Below are 17735 nucleotides of genomic sequence, written 5' to 3'. Positions count from 1 at the left end.
AAAGAAAGGTGATGAGTAATGAAAGAAGAAAAATATCCCGAGATAGACCCCCTGGCAAAGGTACATTTAGCAAAAGGAGTCGAAAAAATTAAAGTGCCTTACGGCAGGTGCCCGCGCTGCCGACAGAAAAATACATTCATTGATGACGATAACATTTGTGTTGATACAATGCTAGCAGGCGAGCGCACAGTAATATCGCATCTGAAAGGAATAAGGTGTACTAAGTGTAATGAGCTCGCGCTGGATCCAGAATCGACAAGGTTAGTTGAAGAATTAATAATTAAGTCTGAGCGCCCCTTGATAAAATTCAAGCGTAAAGTTACACTCATAGCAAAAAGACCTGCAATATATTTGCCCAAAGACCTGCTCGATTCCATGGGAATAAAAAAACTGAAAGACGTGGTGATATATCCCAGAAGCAGAAGAAGCGTGGTTGTAGAATTCGCGTAAACTCAGTTTTTCCTCTGAGGAGCGACAGAGATCCATCGCCTTTTTTTTAATTTTATTTTTACAGCAGCAGGTGCTACATTTTTGTTTTTTCATATTTAGTTCGGTGAAAAAACATGTCGCATTTGACTACATTAGTAGAAAGATGCTTGAAGCACCCAGATAGAAGAAACCACACTAAATTTAATAGTACAGAAGCTATTATAAAAAAAAATGCCTGAAAAAGTTGTAGAGGTTAATTCGCTTGTAAAGCGTTATAAAGATCTGATTGCAGTAGATAATATATCTTTTGATGTGTATAAAGGTGAAATATTCTCTCTTGTAGGTCCCAACGCTGCCGGCAAAACCACTACCGTTGAAATATTGGAATGCCTAAGAAAACCTACATCTGGCTCTGCAAAAGTTTTAGGGTTAGATGTGCTAACTGAAGAGAAAGAAATAAAAAAGAGAATAGGGGTAATGCCCCAGAACTTTAATACATTTGAGAGGCTTACAGTAAAAGAGAACGTAGAGCTCGTTGCAACAATATATGGTATTAAGCACGATATCAAAGAGCTTCTTGAGCTGTTAGGGTTATGGGAGGTAAGAAATAAGAAATTCGGAACCCTTTCTGGAGGAATGAAAAGAAGGGTGGGAGTATGTATGGCACTAGTTAGCGATCCTGAACTTTTATTTCTAGATGAGCCCACAACAGGTCTGGATCCTAAGGCAAGAAGAGAATGTTGGGAAATAATAAAAAATCTTAAAAAGCTTGGAAAGACTGTTTTCCTCACCACCCATTATATGGAAGAAGTTGAGAAGTTAAGTGATAGAGCCTCTGTAATATTAAAAGGAAAAGTTGTTGCTACCGATCAAATCAGCACGCTTATTTCAAAATATGGGGGTGGTGTTAAAGTAGCTGTAAGTGGTGGCAAGAAACCTGAAGAAATACTTAGACAGTTTACCCAGAGGGTTTCACGTGACGATAATAATATTATTGGGCTATTTGAGAAAGAGCGCGAGGCAAAGAAAGCGCTTGCACAACTCTATCAACTTGAAGATGTGGAAATAGAAGTGCTCAGAGCTGGAATGGATGACGTGTTTTTTAGGCTAATTGGTGCGAAAATTGATGAGCGTGGTGAGCTGGTATGAGAGGCTTTTTCGCTGTATTTTACGCATTAACAAAAAGCTGGACAAGAAGCAAAATGGGTATGTTTTTTTCGTTTCTATTCCCAGTAATGCTTCTTCTTATTTTCGGTACTGTTTTTGGCGCTACTGAAAGTGTAAAATATACTCTCCATATCCAGAACTTTGATCTTGATGATGGGAAACCTACAAATTTATCTGATGCATTAATAAAGGCTTTAGATTCGACGGGTACCTTTGATCTCGAGAGCCTAGACACTAACATCAACATTACAAGATACGTAAAAGAGAACCCGTCCTTTAGTAGCTATCGTATATTAATAATCCCAGAAGGTTTTGAACAAACCGCCTTAAACAAAAGTATATCAGTAAGAATGGGTGTTATAATTGATACGTTAGTCCAAATTGAAGAGCTATACGGTAGTTACATGAATGAGAGCGAGAGAGAAAATATCACCCAAGGAAGAGAAGCGCTAAGCCAGTGGAAAAACGCAACTCTAACTGCTGAGAGCGCTGAGCTCTTACTTTTAACAGACCAAGCTGATCAGGCAGCCCCTATTGTAAAAGGTATAGTGTACAGTGTAGTTAATGCATTTAACAACGAGCTTATAGGCGGAGAAGAAGTTGTGAATATAGCTACTCAGCCATTAGTTGAAAGAAGATTAAAGCCTGCAGATTATTATCTCCCAGGCTATATAGCTGCTTTTATAATGACAAATGGAATTATTGGCGTGACTTCTACTGTATCTGAGTATAGAAGAAACGGCACTATAAAAAGAATTGTGGCAACACCTTTAAATAAAAGTTCTTGGATTTTGGCTAACGTTGGTCAGCAGACTTTGCTAGCATTCCTACTTATGATTGTAATGGTAGGATTGGGTTGGCTCGTTTTCGGCGTTAGGGCGCTTCCAGACCATTATGCGCTTTCGCTTATTTTTATAGGCGCAGTTACATTCTGTTGTATTGGTATAGTGTTAGGAGGTGTGATAAAAGATGTAGAAGCCGCAACTGGGGCAGGTAACGCTATTGCATTTCCTATGATGTTTCTCTCTGGTGCGTTTTGGCCTGTGGAAATGATGCCAAGCTACTTGCAAACAGTTGCTAAATTCTTACCTCTATATTATTTCCATCAGGGATTAAGGAATATAATGATCTATCAAAATCCTGCAGAAGCTTGCGTGGCTTTTTTGGTTTTAGGCTCGCTTGCAATAATATTCGTTCTCCTAGCAATAAAGGTAACTAAATGGAAGGATCTATAAAGTTAGCCACGTGAACTACCCCCACCAAAAATTCGGAGAGCCTAGGAAAGATGTTGTGATATTACAGTTTCCTTATCCCCACGCCCGTCTCCCTGAGCCTTGCAGAAATCGTACTTGGATGCACACCGAAAAATTTAGCACAACCCCTGATAGTGAGTTTGTTTTTGCAGTAGAGCTCTTTCAACTGTTCTAGGTTCAGCTCTTTTTTCGGCCTGTGAACAAGTTTGCATTCGCACTTCGCCTTTTCCTTGCCTGCTTGCATGCGCTCTTTAATTATCTCTCGCCCGAACTCTGCAAACGCACTAAGTATATGAAAGAGCGGCCTGCCGTTCGGAGTCGTTGTGTCAATATTATCTCTTGCACTGATGAACCCAATGTTAAGATTTTTGAGCTTATCAAGAGATTCTACAAGGTCGCGTACACTTCTGCCAAACCTGTCGAGCTTGCTTACAACAACAGCATCAAACTTATGATGCTCCGCATCTTTCATAAGCCTCTGAAATTCAGGTCTTGAGTTAATATCTGCGCCGCTCTTCGCCTCATCATTATATTGAGTAGGCAATTGCCATGTACCATATAAACAAATATAGTTGAAGGTCTTGCAGTTTTCCACAATTCGTCTAGAATTTTACTTTTTCTAGCTCTAGAAGCAGGATCTTTAGCGCCATAATAACCCTCAGTCTCTACAATTTTTCCAATAAGTTTATTATTTTTAAGCTTTCTAATCAGCAATTTACCTAGAATTTCTTTAGCAACAACCTTAGCATCTCTATCGTAAAATTCTTTTTGTAAAATCTTCATTTTTCCAATCTTATAAAATTCCTACGCAAGAGCATTGCTAGAAATTTAGTTATTCTTGGTACAGCAGGCTCTATTGCCTCTTTATAGCTTTTACTCATTTCATCGCAAATGTCTTTGATTGTATGCTCACCGTCGCAGAGAAGCCATATGGCAGAGCCTAGAGTATCTAAGGGCACTTTCACATACTCAGGCCCTTTAAGATATTTCTGCAGAAATTTTTCTAGCTTAGTAAAATGCTTCTTTACAACTATTACAACTCTACCATTTTCTAAACTCCAACTCACAGCCTGCTTTATAGGTATAGAGTTCATAATATCAACAGCTTTCCTAGCTTTATTTATCATTTCTCAAGATTATAGCGATTCCAAAGCTGATATCATAAATAAGACTGTAAATATTATTGTGATGAATGCGAAGAGCTGAGTTTTTAGCTTGCTACGCCATAGATATTTAGAAGTCCAGGTAAGAGCTCCAAATACTAAGGCGCCTATAAAACAGCTCAAGAGAAAAACGAGAACCATAATAATACAAATTTACTACTGACTATTAATATTTTTATTTTCATGCATCGATAGTATTTAATTATTAGAAAAGTATTTTGTTTTTTAATGAGCTCTCTTAAAGGCAAAGATGTAATCTCAATAAAAGATTTTTCAAAATCAGATATTAAAGAAATTTTAAGAGTAGCTAAGCGCATGCTCCCCATAGCAAGTGGCGAGCGAAAAGATGATTCTCTGGAAGGCAAAATTTTAGCTACTTTGTTTTTCGAGCCCAGCACTAGGACAAGGCTATCATTCGAGTGCGCTATGAAAAGGCTTGGGGGCTCAGTAATAGGATTTACAGAGCCGACAAGCGCATCTATAGCCAAAGGTGAAACCTTAGCTGATACAATAAAAGTAGCTGAAGCTTACTCTGATATAATTGTTTTGAGGCATCCTAACGAAGGCTCTGCAAGACTAGCGAGTGAGTTCTCCTCAAAGCCTATAATAAACGCAGGCGATGGCGCGGGCCAGCATCCAACTCAAACTTTACTAGATCTTTTCACTATTAAAGAAGAGTTTGGTAAAATAGAAAATAAAAATGTAATACTATTGGGCGATTTGAAATATGGTAGAACTGTGCACTCACTAGCTTACGCACTTGCAGTTTTCAGAGTAAACCTAACTTTTGTAGCTCCGCAACAGCTTCAAATGCCAACAGAAATTATTTCTGGCTTAAAAGATGAGTTTGGTATTGATGCTTATCAAACAATCTCTTTAGAAGAAGTTATTCCCCAAGCTGATGTGCTTTACGTTACTAGGATACAGAAAGAACGTTTCCCAGACCCAGCTGAATATGCCAAAGTTGCGGGTACTTATAAAATAGATTTGGAAGCTCTAAAAAAGGTAAAAGAGGATCTTATAATAATGCATCCTTTGCCTAGAGTGGATGAAATTGCGCCTGAGGTTGATTGTACCAAGCACGCAGTATATTTCAAGCAAGCTTCTTATGGCGTTCCTGTAAGAATGGCTGTGCTTTCGCTAGTGCTTTGAGGTAAAATAAATGGAAGAGTTAAAGGTTCAGCCTATAAAAGAAGGTACTGTAATAGATCATATTGCGTCAGGTACTGCGCTTAAAGTTTTGAGTATTTTAGGGCTGTCCAAAAGTCCCACTGCTACTGTAAGCTTGCTTATGAACGTGCCCAGCAAAAAATATGGTAAAAAAGACATTGTAAAAATAGAAGCTAGGGAACTAAAGCCTAAAGAAGTAGATAAAATTGCATTAATAGCTCCTAACGCCACTATAAACATTATTAGAAATTACAAAGTAAAAGACAAATACAAAGTAAAGCTCTCGGAGATAATAATAGGAATAGTGAGATGCTCTAATCCAAGCTGTATTTCTAACTTGAGAGAGCCTGTAGAGAGTAAATTTTCAGTAATTTCTAGAAAGCCATTAAAGCTAAGATGCTATTATTGCGAGCGCGAACTTACAGATATAATAGAAAACATTGTGATCTGAGGTATAAAAAATGTTATTTGGCATTTGCGCTATTTGCGGAAGGCCTGCAAGATATACTTGCTCAATGTGCTCCAAAGCAATTTGTGAATTGTGCTTTGATCTCAGCACTGGCGTTTGTGTACAGTGCAGGAAGAAGATTATTTGAATGTTGGAAGCTTAAAAAGAGCTTACCCACGTGCGCTTTCATATCTCTCAGCTCCCATTTATTTGTTGCTTTGTTGGATGATTAATTTATTTAAGATACACATGCCCTTTGATCAGCTTGCTCCAAATCCATAAATCTTCTGTTCTCGCTTCTCCTTTCTCTCTCAAATAAATATCTACTTTTGCATCGCAGTAGTCTGCATAGTGCAGAGCTACAGCTTCAGGTAATTGAGGCTTTTTTACAGCGCCAAACTCTAGCTCGCCATGATGCGCTAAAACAAGATGCGCAATTTTCAATTTTAATAGATCTGGGAAATTTGGCATTTTTTTAATTTTGTCTAATACAAATTCTTCTCCCAGTACTGTATGCCCCCTAAGCATACCTTCTTCTGTCACGTCAATTACTGTAGTTACCTCAAGTTCGAAGACCTTGCCAACGTCATGAAGTAAAGCTCCGGCAATAAGTAAATCCCTGTCTAGCGCGGGATGAATACTTGAGATAGCCTCGCAGAGCTTTGCAACGTTTAAAGTATGCTCCAATAATCCGCCAAGCTTGTTCTGATGATACATCATGCTTGCTGGCATAATTTTGAATTTGGAAACGAATTTTTCATCTTTAAATACACTTTCAAGCAATAACTTTAGATTACTGTCTTTTAATGATTTGATTAAATAGCCCAGCTCTATTAACATTTCATCTAAATTTTTAGCTACAGATTCTACAAAATCTTTTAACTCAAAAGTTCTCTGCTTTACAATTTTATTCCCTTCAGCTTTACTTATACCTATCTCTAAATTGCCCAAGTACTCATTAACCATACCAGTAACATGGATAACATCGCCCTTCTGGAAACTCTCGTATAACGTTTGTAGCTCAGCAATATTTCTATCACCCCAATATTTAGCTGTAAGTTCGCCGGTTTTATCAGCCACGCGCATTTCAAACATATAGCCATTAACATACTCTCGAATAGGCTTCTTGAATTTAACTGCAAATAAAGAGCTCACTTTATCGCCCTGCTTTAAATCTTTTATAAATTGTAGTTTATCCACTTTCAATCACCGATATTATAATCGATTTTATAATTTAAAAATCTTTATTTTATTCTAGCATTTCTCAGCCACTCCAAATCGCTGAGATAGAACATGCGTATATCTTTTAATCCGAGCTTTAGCATTGCTAATCTCTCTAATCCTAAACCCCAGGCAAGCACAGGATATTTTACCCCTAACGTTTTCGTTACCTCATTTCTAAAAATGCCTGCGCCTCCCATTTCCAGTAATTCACCTTCAAACTCAATTATTACTTCTAAACTAGGCTCTGTAAAAGGGAAATAGGAAGGTCTAAAACTAATATTCTCAAATCCTAATTTAGAGTAAAATTCTTTTAGAATTCCTAGGAGCATTGCTAAATTTGTACCTTTTTCCATGCAAATACCTTCAATTTGAGTGAATTCTGGTAAATGAGTTGCATCGATAGCTTCTCTCCTAAAATTCCTGCCTATAGAGAAAACTTTGAGCTGCTCTTCCTTAGAATGCTCTGCCAAATATTTTATTGTATTTGTAGTTGTATGAGTGCGCAAAACTATTTTCTCAGCTTCTTTTAAATCCCATTTATATTGCCAAGCTTTTTCATGTACAACTTTTATTTTAGCAGCTAGTTTAGAATCTATTTTTGCAATCCTATCAATATAGAAAGAATCCTGGACATCTCTTGCAGGATGGTCTTGGGGTATGAAGAGAGCGTCCATATTCCAGAAGCAAGGCTGTAGATAGTTGAACTCTATTTCTTTAAATCCCATCCCAAAAAATATCTTTTTTATCTGAGTTATAATTTTTGTCAGAGGATGTAGTTTGGCGTAGCCCGCGCTCGCAACGAATGTGTTAATATCATATTTAGCTAAAATTCTCTTTTGCCACTCGCCAGTGCGAATAAGCTGTGGCGTAAGCTGAGTAATAACTTCTTCTACCGATATTTTATCTACAAGCTTCTTGCCATGCACTGTAAGCTGGGCTTCTCTCAATACTTTAATTCTCTTCTTTAGTATATTCTTACGAGCTTTGAAATGCTCCAGAATTTTAGGCTCTAGCTCCTTCTCCTCTTTTTCCTTACCGCTGAGTTCTTTAATAAATTTTTCACGCTCTGAGATTGTTTCTTTCACCAAGTTAAAGATATTAGGCTCGATTCTAAGCTTGTTTCCGATCACTTGAGCGCCTAGCTCTTTCAAGTACCCAATACCTATTCTAGCTTTATCTTTTCCTAAACTCTCAAATATAACTTTTAGTTCAGCATTGCCTTCTTTTAATAAACTTAAAATTTTGTTTTCGGGCAAGTGATCTTCTGCATACTCCTTACCTTCTATGTCAAGCGAATAAAATACCTTTATCTCCTCTTCAAGCGATACTAGATTTTTCAGTTTAAGCCATGACAGCGCGCTCATAACAACTTCTGTTTTATCAAGTTGCGCTAATGCTTGCAATTGCTCAATCGAAAGTTTTCTATGCTTAAGCGCTGTCAGCACTTTCCTTTCATTCGTGCTTAGCTCTACCATATTTTTCAATTATCTACTAAATATTCTTTTATCTTATTTTTGCTCTGCGCACGCTTATCCTGTAGCTCTAAAAGAAATTCTTTAGTAAGTTGCATTGCATATTCTTTACATTTACCGCAGCCAAGTTTGCCTTCTTTACAGCTCTTATAAATTTCTTCAAGCTCTTTGTCATCTTCTATTAAATGATATAGTAAAAGCTCAAATACCGTGCAATCTTCAGGTTTGCCTCCATGCATATACTGCTCTTTAAGCGAGACTGCTCCGCCAGTCTTTGCATTCTTTACTTTTGCGCAAGCCTCCTCAACAGTATCATTTAAAAATATAGCGCTTTCTGGTTTTGAAGAAGACATTTTATCGCCTGTGAGTCCTGTAATCAATCTATGGTATGTGGCTGCAGGTGAATAGAAGCCATACCCTTTAAACTCTAGCTCTATATTGAGCAAAGCCTCATTAAGCTCTAAAAGCTCTTCCTCTTTAGCATCTTGAATATAAATTGCTTTGTACTCTGGTATTTTTTTCAGCTCCTTATATCCTAGCTTATATAATTGCTCTTCGCATGCCTTCAAAAGCTCTTGAACCCCTTCTTCTGTCTTCAAGAACAAGCCTATCTTTTTGTCTTTCGTCTGAATAACGCCGAATAGCCTATGAGCATCTACAAGGTCGCGTGTAAACCTTATATGAGGGTCTTGATCTACTCCTACAGGCACTATTGTGGGATGAGGCGAGCAATATTTGTGGAGCTGTACATGCAGAATATCGCCAGCTTGCACTAACGGGGCAAATATGTGGCACATATTAGTTGAATCATCAAAACCGTATATACTTTTCATCTCAGAAAGATTGGTTTTTAGCGCTAGCTGATAAGCAAGCTCGAGAACCTCTTTGCGCTTAGTTTGGAAATAGACTTGACACGGTTTGAGCCCTAGCGCAATGTAATTTAATAAATACTCTGTAATAGCAATCTCACGTGCCTGCTCAAATTTAACTCCTCTAGTAGCATAAGCCTCTATATCTGCAATTGCAATAAAGACATCCGCACCTAAACTCTGATAGTAAATTACCTGATCAATTGTCATTTTATGGCCTAGATGCATTTTACCGCTAGGCATTAATCCTGTAAGTACAATAAATTTCTTATTTTTTTTTATAGCTTTGTAGACACTTTCAAATCCACGATGCCCTAAAATAACTTTCCTTCTAAATAATTTAGGCGCTTTAGTGAGCTCGAAATTAAATTCCTGAATACCAAATTCTTCTCTGAGCCTAATATAATCCTTATACTGAGTTGATGACCAAGGATCTATGCGTAGCATTAATAACTGAAATGCGCATGCAGATAAATAATTCTTTATATCTCTAGTACTATTTCTATTGCGCTATGCGGAAAGGCGATATTGTCTATTTGGAATACGATATGTGGCTAAAAGAAAATAATAGATTAGTCGAGACTACCAACGAAGAGCTTGCAAAGGCTGAGAATATATGGCATGAAAAGAAGCGCTACGGAGCAATACCTGTTGTTGTTGGTGCCGGCGAGGTTGTTAAAGGAATTGACGAAGTACTAGCTAATGCAGAGTTAGGAAAAGATTACGAGCTAGAGCTGTTACCTGCACAAGCTTACGGTGAAAGAGAAGCAAGACTTGTAGAAATATTTTCAATTCACGAGTTTAAGCGCCAGAAGCTTGAGCCTAAAGTAGGGATGGAAGTCTCTATCAAAGGCAAAGTGGGGTTGGTTACAGCGGTAACTGCAGGAAGAGTTAGAGTTGATTTCAATCATAAATACGCAGGTAAGACAATAAAATACAGATATAAAATTATTAAGAAAGCGGAAACTGAGCTAGAAAAAGCGCAAGCTCTTATTGAAGCTTATTATGGTAATGCAAAAGATTTCGATATTTCTATATCTGAGAGCAAAGATGCAACTATTAAACTCCCGGATGTTTGTAAGTACGATACACACTGGCTTGTTACAAAATATAAAATTATATCTGCTCTGAGAGAGTTTGTGGGATTAACCAAAATAAGTTTTATTGAAGAATATATTAAAAAAGAAGCTAAGCAAGATGTGGATAAGCCTTCAAGCGTAGTTGCAGAGCAGGAAAATGCTAAACGCTAGCAAATTCTTCTTGCAGCTCTATAACCAGCTGCTCTAGCACGTCCTCGAAGCCATTGCCTTTAAACTCTCGCTGACCGCCTAATTGAGACTGTACTTTTGCTACAAATGCACTGCCTCTTTTAAGTATCTCAATACTGCAAAGAGACTCCTCCATTTTTTCACTTTCTACCCCTATTTTTACTGAGTTTTTCTGTATCTCTAAAGTGGGTGAATAGTGTAATTTGTATTTAAATGTTTGCTTGCACCTTTTACACTAGCACGAACATTCTCATTACAATAAATCCGAGCAGTACCATTATAAAACTATGCCTTAAGCCACTTGCAACTCTCCCTGTATCGATTATACCTATAAGTATTCCGTCACCTATCCCTTGCGTTATCGCTCCTCCTAAATATATCATCTTCAATTCTTCCAAATCCAGCTCAGGTTTCGCTGCAACAGCGCCCTCTGCTCCAGCTGCAACACTATGTTGAGCCATTGCAGGTAGAAAAACAGCATTTAAAATTATTACTACAGCGAGGAATACGAAAAATGCAGTATAGATAACTGCAACATAGCTGCCCATTTCTACTTTTCGCTCCTGTTGCAGCAGTTGAATATCTTTTATATTAGCAGCCGCTACACCGAGCACATCTGAAATATCGCCTCCGGCTCTGCTTGCTTTCATTACTATAGCCATTGCTCTATTAACTAAAGGAGTGTTCACGCGTTTAGCAAAAAGCTCTAAAGCTTCTTCGGCAGGCACGCCCCAATCTATATGGGCAGCCATTTTTTTGATTTCAGGAGTTAACTTTCCATAATCGCCTCTAGAAGCTTTTCTTATACTATCTGCTAAAGTCATACCAAACCTACCCGATTCTGCTAAATCGCGTAAAAAGTCAGAAAGCCTATCTTCAATTTTATCTATTCTTTTTCTTTTTATATGCAAATAGAAAGGATAAGGACCTGCTATTAGTAGAATTGCAGAAATAATAAACTCGAGCATCGATCCAAATTCTATTCTATTTTGGTATTTGAGTATTGCTAATATTATTAACACAATTGCTGAGCTAATTGAGCTTCCTGATATAGTAAATTTCACGTGTTTTTCGCTTATTTTTAACTTGCTCTTTTTCGCCATTTTTTAACCAACTTCCGGCGTCATTGTCTTGATTATAAATATAAACAGGAATTGCGAAATTGGTATCATGAAATACACTATTATATAGAGGAACATTGTGGTTGTTTTACCTGCCCCTGCACCTCCACCAGTTAGAGCCATCATAGACATCATTACAATTAAAAAGAGAGGTGCAGCTACAACAACGGTAACGAAACTTTCTGCTAAAATTCCTAAAGTGTGCTGGAATTTTTTCTGCTCCATCCTATGCTGCTTCATATATTGGTCTGCTTTGAGTACGAAATAAGGTTTCAATCTACCTCCTGAAGTTACTGTGGTTATCAACCCTTGCAAGAAGTCCTGGAACATTATTGAAGGCGATCTCTCGTTTGCACTTCTTAAGGCAGTGACTATATCCTTACCCAAAAGGTCAACATCACGAGTTATCCATGCAGATTCTTTTGCAATTTCGCCATAGATTTTTTCTTTAGCAAGCTCTCTGAAAATCACATCGATATTAACATCGGCGCTAGCCATTGCAGAAATAAAATTCATTGCATAAGGTAGTTTGCGATTCATATCTTTAGCTCTTGATTTTGCCTTCGATTTAGGAGCGCTCATAAGAAGTGTATAAGTACCTGCAAAAATAATAAAAGGCAGCATAATGGATAGTGGAATAAGTACTGTCGTTAGTAGAGCTATTTTAAGGCTGGAAGCCAGTACAACTATTATTAAGCTCAGAGCTACACCTGCAAGTGCAGAAAGTATAGAGCTCATTAACGCATATGCTGTGTATTCCTCAGGTAATATTTTGAAATGGGCTTGAATAAGCTGTTTCTCAAGTTCAGGCTTAGCAAGCTTCTTAGCATATTTGCCAAGCGTACGGTAGCATAGCAGCTGATATTTTGTAGGCCCTATTTTATGCTCTTTTGTAACTTTTACCTTTATAAGCTTGGCTTTCTTAGCGCTTTCCATAAAGCTCTTCTCTTACCTTTTTTATTACTGCGTCAGGATCTTTGTAATAGGCGTTTACAATGGATGCAATTTCTCTATAGTTAGAGATATTTTTTTCTACAGTCCATCTGATTATTTCGGCTCTGCGTGCGAGCTCTTCTCTTACTTCTTCTGAACTAATATCTCTAAGATACGCAATTTTATCTAATAGTTTAGAATAGCCTAGATACTTAAAATTATCTTTCCCAGGCTCCCATTCGAAAATAGTGTTTGTAATAAGCTCTTTAGTATCTGGGTCTATACCTACAATTTCTGCTATTCTAGTAACTTTTCTACATAGCTTATCGCCTATTTTAACTTGCGCTTGAAGCAGCACAATATTAAGAGCTGACACTAAAATTCTAGGTAGCGATATAGGCGGATTCTCTAACCTATGGACAATGGCTTGTACAGAATCTGCATGTATTGTGGAATAGGTGGCTTTGCCTGTAGCCATTGCCTGGAATATAATATAAGCTTCTTTGCCTCTAACTTCTCCTACAATAATGTATTGAGGTCTTTGCCTTAAAGCAGCTTTCATCAACTCGAACATATCTATTTCGCCTACAGTGCCAGCATACTTACCTCTAAAACCACCTCTTGTAAGTCCTGCAACCCAGTTCTCATGAGGAATGTTAATTTCGCGAGTGTCTTCAATTGAAACGATTTTCGCTTGGGGCGGTATGAACAATAAAATTGCATTTAGTGTGGTAGTCTTGCCACTGGCTGTACCGCCACTGATTAGCATGCTTTCGCCGTATTGTACTGCGAGCCAGCAATAAGCAATCATTTCTGCAGACATCGTACCGAATTTGACTAAATCTGCAGGCGTTAGTGGATTAGCTCTAAATCTTCTTATAGTAAAAGTCGAGCCTCTTGTTGTAACTTCACGTGCGAGTGTAGCTTGTAATCTTGAGCCGTCTGGTATAGTTGCATCTAGCATAGGCGAGGCTATAGAGATATGCTTGCCACATTTCTGCGCAAGCGCGACAACAAACCTGTCAAGCTCTTTATCATCTTCAAATACAAGATTAGTTTTCATAGAGCCGTAGCCGCGGTGATAGATATAAAGTGGTACGTTAGCGCCGTCGCAGGAAATATCTTCTATCATAGCATCTGTCATAAGAACGTCTATTTTACCATACCCTATAAAATCTCTAATGCAGTAATAATAAATTTTCTCCATACAGAGTTTCTTAACTTTTAACTCAGACTCTTCAACTATTCTGTCTATCTCCTTTTTCAAAAGCTCTACTCTTTCTTCTTCAGACTTGTCATACAAACCTTCTGAGACTTCCTCAATAAATTTTCTCTTTACAAAGTTCAAAAGCTCAAGCTCTTTATCTTCTAGTTGAGGCTCTATAACCTCATATAAATATTCGTGCAGTAATTTATTATATAGCAGTCTTGTGTAAGTGTAATGCTCTGTGACAGCTCTTTCTTCTATAACAACTAAATTTTCATCTTTAAGTTCTGGTAAAACTGTAATTTTAGCTTGTGCCCCCATAAAGCTCTTCTCTCACCTTTTTTATTAACGATGTTGGGTCTTTATAATAAGAGCTTATTGCATTAGCTACTTCCTTGTAATGCCTTATGTTCTTCTTAGTGAGCCATTCCATAACATCGTTTCTTTTTCTAAGCTCTTCTTTTACCTGCTCTACAGTCAAGCTCTTTTTACTCGCTATTTTTTCTAACATTACACTATGCCCTAAGAACTTGAAATTATCTTCTGCAGGGTCCCATTCATAAACAGTATTTGCTATAATATCGTTTGTGTCAGGATCGATGCCTACAACCTCTACTATCTTATTAATTCTTCTTACCATTCTATCGCCAAGCATTACTTGAGATTGGAGTACTACTATATTAAGGGCGGCAAGCAATATACGAGGTAGATTAATAGGCGGGTTTTCAAGTCTATGAACAATAGAGCGCACAGAATCCGCGTGCATCGTAGAATAAGTTGTATGACCTGTAGCCATTGCTTGGAATAGTGTAAAAGCCTCAGCACCTCTAATTTCACCGACAATAAGATATTGTGGCCTTTGCCTTAAAGCTGCCTTCATTAATTCGAACATATCTATTTCGCCGAGAGTGCTTTCGCCTAGCTTGCCACCAAATCCAGTTCTTGTAAGTCCTGCAATCCAGTTCTCATGAGGAATGTTAATTTCGCGAGTGTCTTCAATTGAAACGATTTTCATATGCGATGGTATGAACAGCATAACTGCATTCATTGTAGACGTTTTACCGCAGGCTGTACCGCCGCACATCAGCATAGAATCGCCGTTCTCTACGCCAAGCCACAGATAAGCCATCATTTCTGCAGAAGTTGTATTAAATCTAATCAAGTCTGGCGGGGTTAAAGGGTTCTCTCTAAATCTCCTTATTGTAAAGGAGCCTCCTCTTGTTGTCACTTCCCTGGCAAGTGCGGATTGCAGTCTAGACCCATCTGGTAAAGTACCGTCTAACAAAGGCTCTGCAACTGAAATTTGCTTGCCGCATTTCTGTACTAGCGAAATAATGAAGGAATCAAGCTCTTCATCAGTTTCAAATTTCACGTTTGTTTTTATAGATTCGTAAACTCTATGATATAGGAAGATAGGTATATTAACGCCGTCACAAGAAATATCTTCAATCATAGTATCGTTCATTATAGGGTCTACTTTCCCGTAGCCTGCAAAATCGCGAGTTACGTAATAAGATATTTTGTCTAGACTGCTTTTTGCTATTTTAATACCTCTAACGCTAATGAGCTCTTTAATCTGCTCTTCCATTCTTTTCCTTCTTGCTTCTAAAGTTTGCTCTAACTCGTATTCTAAAGTTCTTGAAAGTATTCCTTTAACAAACTGCATAATTTCTTGCTCTTTTTCGTTAAGTTTCTCTTCAGTAACCTCATACAAATATTCGTGAGTTTTGCGATTATATGTTATTCTTATACTAGAGAAAGGCTCCCTAATTGGATAAGTTTCTATAACGTCAATATCTCCAGCCAATTCTTCAGCTGGTGCATGCGCTTCCTCTACAAGCTTTTTTTTAACTACTAGTTTTTTCGCCATACCCTGAAAATTCTATATTAAATACTGTTATTAATAGTTTGCCTTTTTAACTAAGCAGGTATTACACTGAGCTTTATCGCTGCAAATTTAACCTCGAGCTTCTTAATTCCTATAAAAGTAACTGCTAAACAGCCATTGCCGAGTGTAGCACTGATATTTGAGTAACGTTCGAAGCATTTCTGCCATGCTTTTGCGTTGGCACTCGTAATATTAATTGTAATATTTTCGTTACTTAATGTATGAGTTATACTAGCGCAGTATTGTAGCTTTAGTAAAAGTGCCTCGCTACCCCAGCCGCTAATAGTTTGATTTGTACCTTCAATTGAAATTAATGTAATAGTTAGTTTTCCATCATTTAAATTTATCTCGGGTGGCGCTTTCATGCTAATATTATCAGACTGCTGTGCAAAGAGTGCTCCTAACTCGTAAATATAATTCTGCCTTGTATAATAGCGGTTCTGAGAAGTAAATTTCACAGTTCCGAAACTGCTGTAATCGATTTTTTTTGCATCGTTATAAACGTTCATTGAAGCTCCCCAAGGCTCTACAGCTAAAGTTCCCATGTTGCCTTGAGCAAGTAGAGGAATCCCTTCAACGCCTAGCTGTATAGCTATTTTAGGTGTTGTAGTTTTATCATCGTTAAGTATAAGACTGGTTACAGCGCTGCTCAATTCCATAAAGCCTCTTTCTACCTCCCGCATATGCTGAATTTCTTTGTCTTTTAGCAGGACAGGCACGTAGTAGAGCATTACAATTGAAAAAACAAGTAAGACTACCATAAATGTAATCATAGCGCCTACTGCCGCTGCTTGACCGTTTTTATTACGTATTTTCATTTTATTTTTCAATTTGCCTTTTTCGTTATAGGATTTTCACTTCTATTACAGCATAGCTAATATTTAATTTATTCATTCCGTAAATTTCGACACCGACTCCGTTTTTATACAAGAAAATTCTATAGCCAGCTCCTAAGAAGGGCTCAGATTCACCTTGGAGCATCGCTATTATTTTTTTAAGCTCTTCAACTAAATAATTTGCGTAATTCGGATTTGTCTCATTTTCTTCCAAAGCTTCGTAGACTTCGTCTATAGTCTCATGAGTCTCCTGAATAGCTTCTTGAGTAGACTCAACCACGTCTTCTGTATCGTTTTCCTGTACAGCTTCTATAGCTTCGTCAACTTTATCTATTATCTCGTCGATAGACTCTACTATCTCAGAAGCTCCACTTGCTACAATATTTTTACTTATATTAGCATTTATCTCGTTTTGAAGCTGTACTAGGCGTTCTCTGATTCTCTGGAAGTTTGGTATAGTTAAATTCACTCCTCCAGGCGCTTCTTGAATGCCTGAATTTTCCAAAATCCCAGCAAAATACTTATACCAAGCATGTGGATAGTTAGTGGTGATATTGATAGTAACATTTTCATAGTCCCATGAATAGCTCTCTTTGACTTGCGCTTTTAGTTTTGTCCTAATAGCTTGCTCGCCGTAGCCAGTAGCAGTGGAGTTAGCTCCGTAAATAGAAATTAAAGTAAAATTCATTTTTATACAGCTACTTTCATTCTTCACGCTGAAAATAGGGTTCTGAATGATAGTCTTTCCTTCAAGCTGCGAAATAACAACGCTTCCAAACTCGTAAATAAAATCCTGTTTCACGTAATAGCGATTCTGACAATTGAATTTTATATTGCCTGTGGCTGTAAAGTTTAAAGCGCTTGTAGAATTGACAATATTCAGCTTGCCTTCAAAAGGCGCTATACTTACAGTCCCCAAATTGCCTGGTGTGAACAAAAAAACGCCTTCGCAACCAAGCGTTAACGATAAAGAGCATTCTGTGGTGTTGTTTTTAGATACTTGAGTATCAATTAAAGATTTTAAATTTCCGAAACTTTCTTCAACTTTGCGCATATGCTCGCTCTCTTTCTCTTTCATCCAGACAGGCACATAAGCACTTGAAATCATTGCTAGAATTATTACTAGAGCAACGCATGCAAGCATTAGCGCAACTGCACTTGCCTGTGCGGCACTGTCACGAATTATTCTCATAATTTTTTTCTTTGGCAAAGAAAAAAGAAAAGCCCTTCAGGGGAAAAGAAAAACATGGGATTTTTTTTCTCTTTCCCTTTTCTTTCTTTCCCTGA

Annotated in this window: 20 protein-coding genes; 7 read left to right on the top strand and 13 right to left on the bottom strand. The window is 37.7% G+C overall.

Annotation, left to right across the window (positions count from 1 at the left end; all coding sequences use genetic code 11):
- Positions 1-18 precede the first annotated feature (18 nt).
- From QMD21_04700 to QMD21_04690, 3 genes are all read left to right on the top strand, one after another.
- On the top strand, positions 19-450 hold the full coding sequence (locus tag QMD21_04700; protein ID MDI6856064.1) for a hypothetical protein: 432 nt from the start codon (positions 19-21) through the stop codon (positions 448-450).
- A 210-nt stretch (positions 451-660) separates the two neighbouring features.
- The gene (locus QMD21_04695; protein MDI6856063.1) at positions 661-1578 is read left to right on the top strand and encodes an ABC transporter ATP-binding protein; all 918 of its coding nucleotides are present in this window, start codon (positions 661-663) and stop codon (positions 1576-1578) included.
- A gap of 59 nt (positions 1579-1637) precedes the next feature.
- On the top strand, positions 1638-2831 hold the full coding sequence (locus tag QMD21_04690) for an ABC transporter permease (GenBank protein MDI6856062.1): 1194 nt from the start codon (positions 1638-1640) through the stop codon (positions 2829-2831).
- Positions 2832-2892: 61 nt separating this feature from the next.
- Here QMD21_04690 and QMD21_04685 read toward each other — a convergent pair whose 3' ends face one another.
- From QMD21_04685 to QMD21_04675, 3 genes are read right to left on the bottom strand one after another with little or no spacing between them, the layout of a single operon-like run.
- The gene (locus QMD21_04685; protein MDI6856061.1) at positions 2893-3393 is read right to left on the bottom strand and encodes a recombinase family protein; all 501 of its coding nucleotides are present in this window, start codon (positions 3391-3393) and stop codon (positions 2893-2895) included.
- On the bottom strand, positions 3318-3632 hold the full coding sequence (locus QMD21_04680; protein MDI6856060.1) for a DNA-3-methyladenine glycosylase: 315 nt from the start codon (positions 3630-3632) through the stop codon (positions 3318-3320). Before QMD21_04680 ends, QMD21_04685 begins: the two co-directional genes overlap by 76 nt.
- Positions 3629-3976 carry a PqqD family protein gene (locus QMD21_04675; GenBank protein MDI6856059.1) on the bottom strand — a complete coding sequence of 116 codons (348 nt, stop codon included), beginning with the start codon at positions 3974-3976 and terminating at the stop codon, positions 3629-3631. Before QMD21_04675 ends, QMD21_04680 begins: the two co-directional genes overlap by 4 nt.
- A gap of 264 nt (positions 3977-4240) precedes the next feature.
- Here QMD21_04675 and pyrB point away from each other — a divergent pair, with 264 nt between their 5' ends.
- From pyrB to QMD21_04660, 3 genes are read left to right on the top strand one after another with little or no spacing between them, the layout of a single operon-like run.
- Positions 4241-5164 carry an aspartate carbamoyltransferase gene (pyrB, locus tag QMD21_04670; GenBank protein ID MDI6856058.1) on the top strand — a complete coding sequence of 308 codons (924 nt, stop codon included), beginning with the start codon at positions 4241-4243 and terminating at the stop codon, positions 5162-5164.
- A gap of 10 nt (positions 5165-5174) precedes the next feature.
- On the top strand, positions 5175-5633 hold the full coding sequence (gene pyrI / locus QMD21_04665) for an aspartate carbamoyltransferase regulatory subunit (GenBank protein MDI6856057.1): 459 nt from the start codon (positions 5175-5177) through the stop codon (positions 5631-5633).
- A gap of 10 nt (positions 5634-5643) precedes the next feature.
- On the top strand, positions 5644-5778 hold the full coding sequence (locus QMD21_04660) for a B-box zinc finger protein (protein MDI6856056.1): 135 nt from the start codon (positions 5644-5646) through the stop codon (positions 5776-5778).
- Positions 5779-5864: 86 nt separating this feature from the next.
- On the opposite strand, the gene QMD21_04655 is transcribed toward QMD21_04660, so the two are convergent.
- Genes QMD21_04655 through QMD21_04645 form a run of 3 tightly spaced genes read right to left on the bottom strand, consistent with a single transcriptional unit; the run spans position 5865 to position 9642 of the window.
- Positions 5865-6830 carry an HD domain-containing protein gene (locus tag QMD21_04655; protein ID MDI6856055.1) on the bottom strand — a complete coding sequence of 322 codons (966 nt, stop codon included), beginning with the start codon at positions 6828-6830 and terminating at the stop codon, positions 5865-5867.
- Between the two features lie 44 nt (positions 6831-6874).
- Entirely contained in the window at positions 6875-8329 is a 1455-nt protein-coding gene (locus QMD21_04650; protein ID MDI6856054.1) for a phenylalanine--tRNA ligase subunit alpha, read from the bottom strand.
- A gap of 5 nt (positions 8330-8334) precedes the next feature.
- Positions 8335-9642 (bottom strand): tryptophan--tRNA ligase, encoded by a 1308-nt coding sequence (locus QMD21_04645; GenBank protein MDI6856053.1) that lies wholly within the window; start codon positions 9640-9642, stop codon positions 8335-8337.
- Between the two features lie 65 nt (positions 9643-9707).
- Here QMD21_04645 and QMD21_04640 point away from each other — a divergent pair, with 65 nt between their 5' ends.
- The gene (locus QMD21_04640) at positions 9708-10445 is read left to right on the top strand and encodes a peptidylprolyl isomerase (GenBank protein MDI6856052.1); all 738 of its coding nucleotides are present in this window, start codon (positions 9708-9710) and stop codon (positions 10443-10445) included.
- Here the strand turns inward: QMD21_04640 and QMD21_04635 are convergent.
- From QMD21_04635 to QMD21_04605, 7 genes are all read right to left on the bottom strand, one after another.
- A complete protein-coding gene (locus QMD21_04635; GenBank protein ID MDI6856051.1) occupies positions 10435-10599 on the bottom strand; it encodes a hypothetical protein in 165 nt (54 codons plus the stop codon). The two genes, QMD21_04640 and QMD21_04635, sit on opposite strands and share 11 nt — an antisense overlap.
- Before the next feature lie 94 nt (positions 10600-10693).
- Entirely contained in the window at positions 10694-11566 is an 873-nt protein-coding gene (locus QMD21_04630) for a type II secretion system F family protein (protein ID MDI6856050.1), read from the bottom strand.
- Positions 11567-11569: 3 nt separating this feature from the next.
- On the bottom strand, positions 11570-12520 hold the full coding sequence (locus QMD21_04625; protein ID MDI6856049.1) for a type II secretion system F family protein: 951 nt from the start codon (positions 12518-12520) through the stop codon (positions 11570-11572).
- Positions 12507-14045 carry a type II/IV secretion system ATPase subunit gene (locus tag QMD21_04620; protein MDI6856048.1) on the bottom strand — a complete coding sequence of 513 codons (1539 nt, stop codon included), beginning with the start codon at positions 14043-14045 and terminating at the stop codon, positions 12507-12509. Before QMD21_04620 ends, QMD21_04625 begins: the two co-directional genes overlap by 14 nt.
- Positions 14029-15594, bottom strand: a complete 1566-nt coding sequence (locus tag QMD21_04615; GenBank protein ID MDI6856047.1) for a type II/IV secretion system ATPase subunit — start codon at positions 15592-15594, stop codon at positions 14029-14031. Before QMD21_04615 ends, QMD21_04620 begins: the two co-directional genes overlap by 17 nt.
- 50 nt (positions 15595-15644) lie before the next feature.
- Positions 15645-16430, bottom strand: a complete 786-nt coding sequence (locus QMD21_04610) for a hypothetical protein (protein MDI6856046.1) — start codon at positions 16428-16430, stop codon at positions 15645-15647.
- Between the two features lie 25 nt (positions 16431-16455).
- Positions 16456-17640, bottom strand: a complete 1185-nt coding sequence (locus tag QMD21_04605; protein MDI6856045.1) for a hypothetical protein — start codon at positions 17638-17640, stop codon at positions 16456-16458.
- Positions 17641-17735: the final 95 nt, after the last annotated feature.

This window comes from Candidatus Thermoplasmatota archaeon (assembly GCA_030018475.1).
Taxonomy (GTDB): domain Archaea; phylum Thermoplasmatota; class JASEFT01; order JASEFT01; family JASEFT01; genus JASEFT01.
This window is presented reverse-complemented; position numbering and strand designations above follow the sequence as displayed.

Excerpts from the sequence above, each read along its gene's own strand:
- QMD21_04700 (MDI6856064.1), top strand. The coding sequence starts at position 19 with ATGAAAGAAGAAAAATATCCCGAGATAGACCCCCTGGCAAAGGTACAT.
- QMD21_04695 (MDI6856063.1), top strand. The coding sequence starts at position 661 with ATGCCTGAAAAAGTTGTAGAGGTTAATTCGCTTGTAAAGCGTTATAAA.
- QMD21_04690 (MDI6856062.1), top strand. The coding sequence starts at position 1,638 with ATGTTTTTTTCGTTTCTATTCCCAGTAATGCTTCTTCTTATTTTCGGT.
- QMD21_04680 (MDI6856060.1), bottom strand. The coding sequence starts at position 3,632 with ATGAAGATTTTACAAAAAGAATTTTACGATAGAGATGCTAAGGTTGTT.
- QMD21_04675 (MDI6856059.1), bottom strand. The coding sequence starts at position 3,976 with ATGATAAATAAAGCTAGGAAAGCTGTTGATATTATGAACTCTATACCT.
- pyrB (MDI6856058.1), top strand. The coding sequence starts at position 4,241 with ATGAGCTCTCTTAAAGGCAAAGATGTAATCTCAATAAAAGATTTTTCA.
- pyrI (MDI6856057.1), top strand. The coding sequence starts at position 5,175 with ATGGAAGAGTTAAAGGTTCAGCCTATAAAAGAAGGTACTGTAATAGAT.
- QMD21_04660 (MDI6856056.1), top strand. The coding sequence starts at position 5,644 with ATGTTATTTGGCATTTGCGCTATTTGCGGAAGGCCTGCAAGATATACT.
- QMD21_04650 (MDI6856054.1), bottom strand. The coding sequence starts at position 8,329 with ATGGTAGAGCTAAGCACGAATGAAAGGAAAGTGCTGACAGCGCTTAAG.
- QMD21_04645 (MDI6856053.1), bottom strand. The coding sequence starts at position 9,642 with ATGCTACGCATAGATCCTTGGTCATCAACTCAGTATAAGGATTATATT.
- QMD21_04640 (MDI6856052.1), top strand. The coding sequence starts at position 9,708 with ATGCGGAAAGGCGATATTGTCTATTTGGAATACGATATGTGGCTAAAA.
- QMD21_04635 (MDI6856051.1), bottom strand. The coding sequence starts at position 10,599 with ATGGAGGAGTCTCTTTGCAGTATTGAGATACTTAAAAGAGGCAGTGCA.
- QMD21_04630 (MDI6856050.1), bottom strand. The coding sequence starts at position 11,566 with ATGGCGAAAAAGAGCAAGTTAAAAATAAGCGAAAAACACGTGAAATTT.
- QMD21_04625 (MDI6856049.1), bottom strand. The coding sequence starts at position 12,520 with ATGGAAAGCGCTAAGAAAGCCAAGCTTATAAAGGTAAAAGTTACAAAA.
- QMD21_04620 (MDI6856048.1), bottom strand. The coding sequence starts at position 14,045 with ATGGGGGCACAAGCTAAAATTACAGTTTTACCAGAACTTAAAGATGAA.
- QMD21_04615 (MDI6856047.1), bottom strand. The coding sequence starts at position 15,594 with ATGGCGAAAAAACTAGTAGTTAAAAAAAAGCTTGTAGAGGAAGCGCAT.
- QMD21_04610 (MDI6856046.1), bottom strand. The coding sequence starts at position 16,430 with ATGAAAATACGTAATAAAAACGGTCAAGCAGCGGCAGTAGGCGCTATG.
- QMD21_04605 (MDI6856045.1), bottom strand. The coding sequence starts at position 17,640 with ATGAGAATAATTCGTGACAGTGCCGCACAGGCAAGTGCAGTTGCGCTA.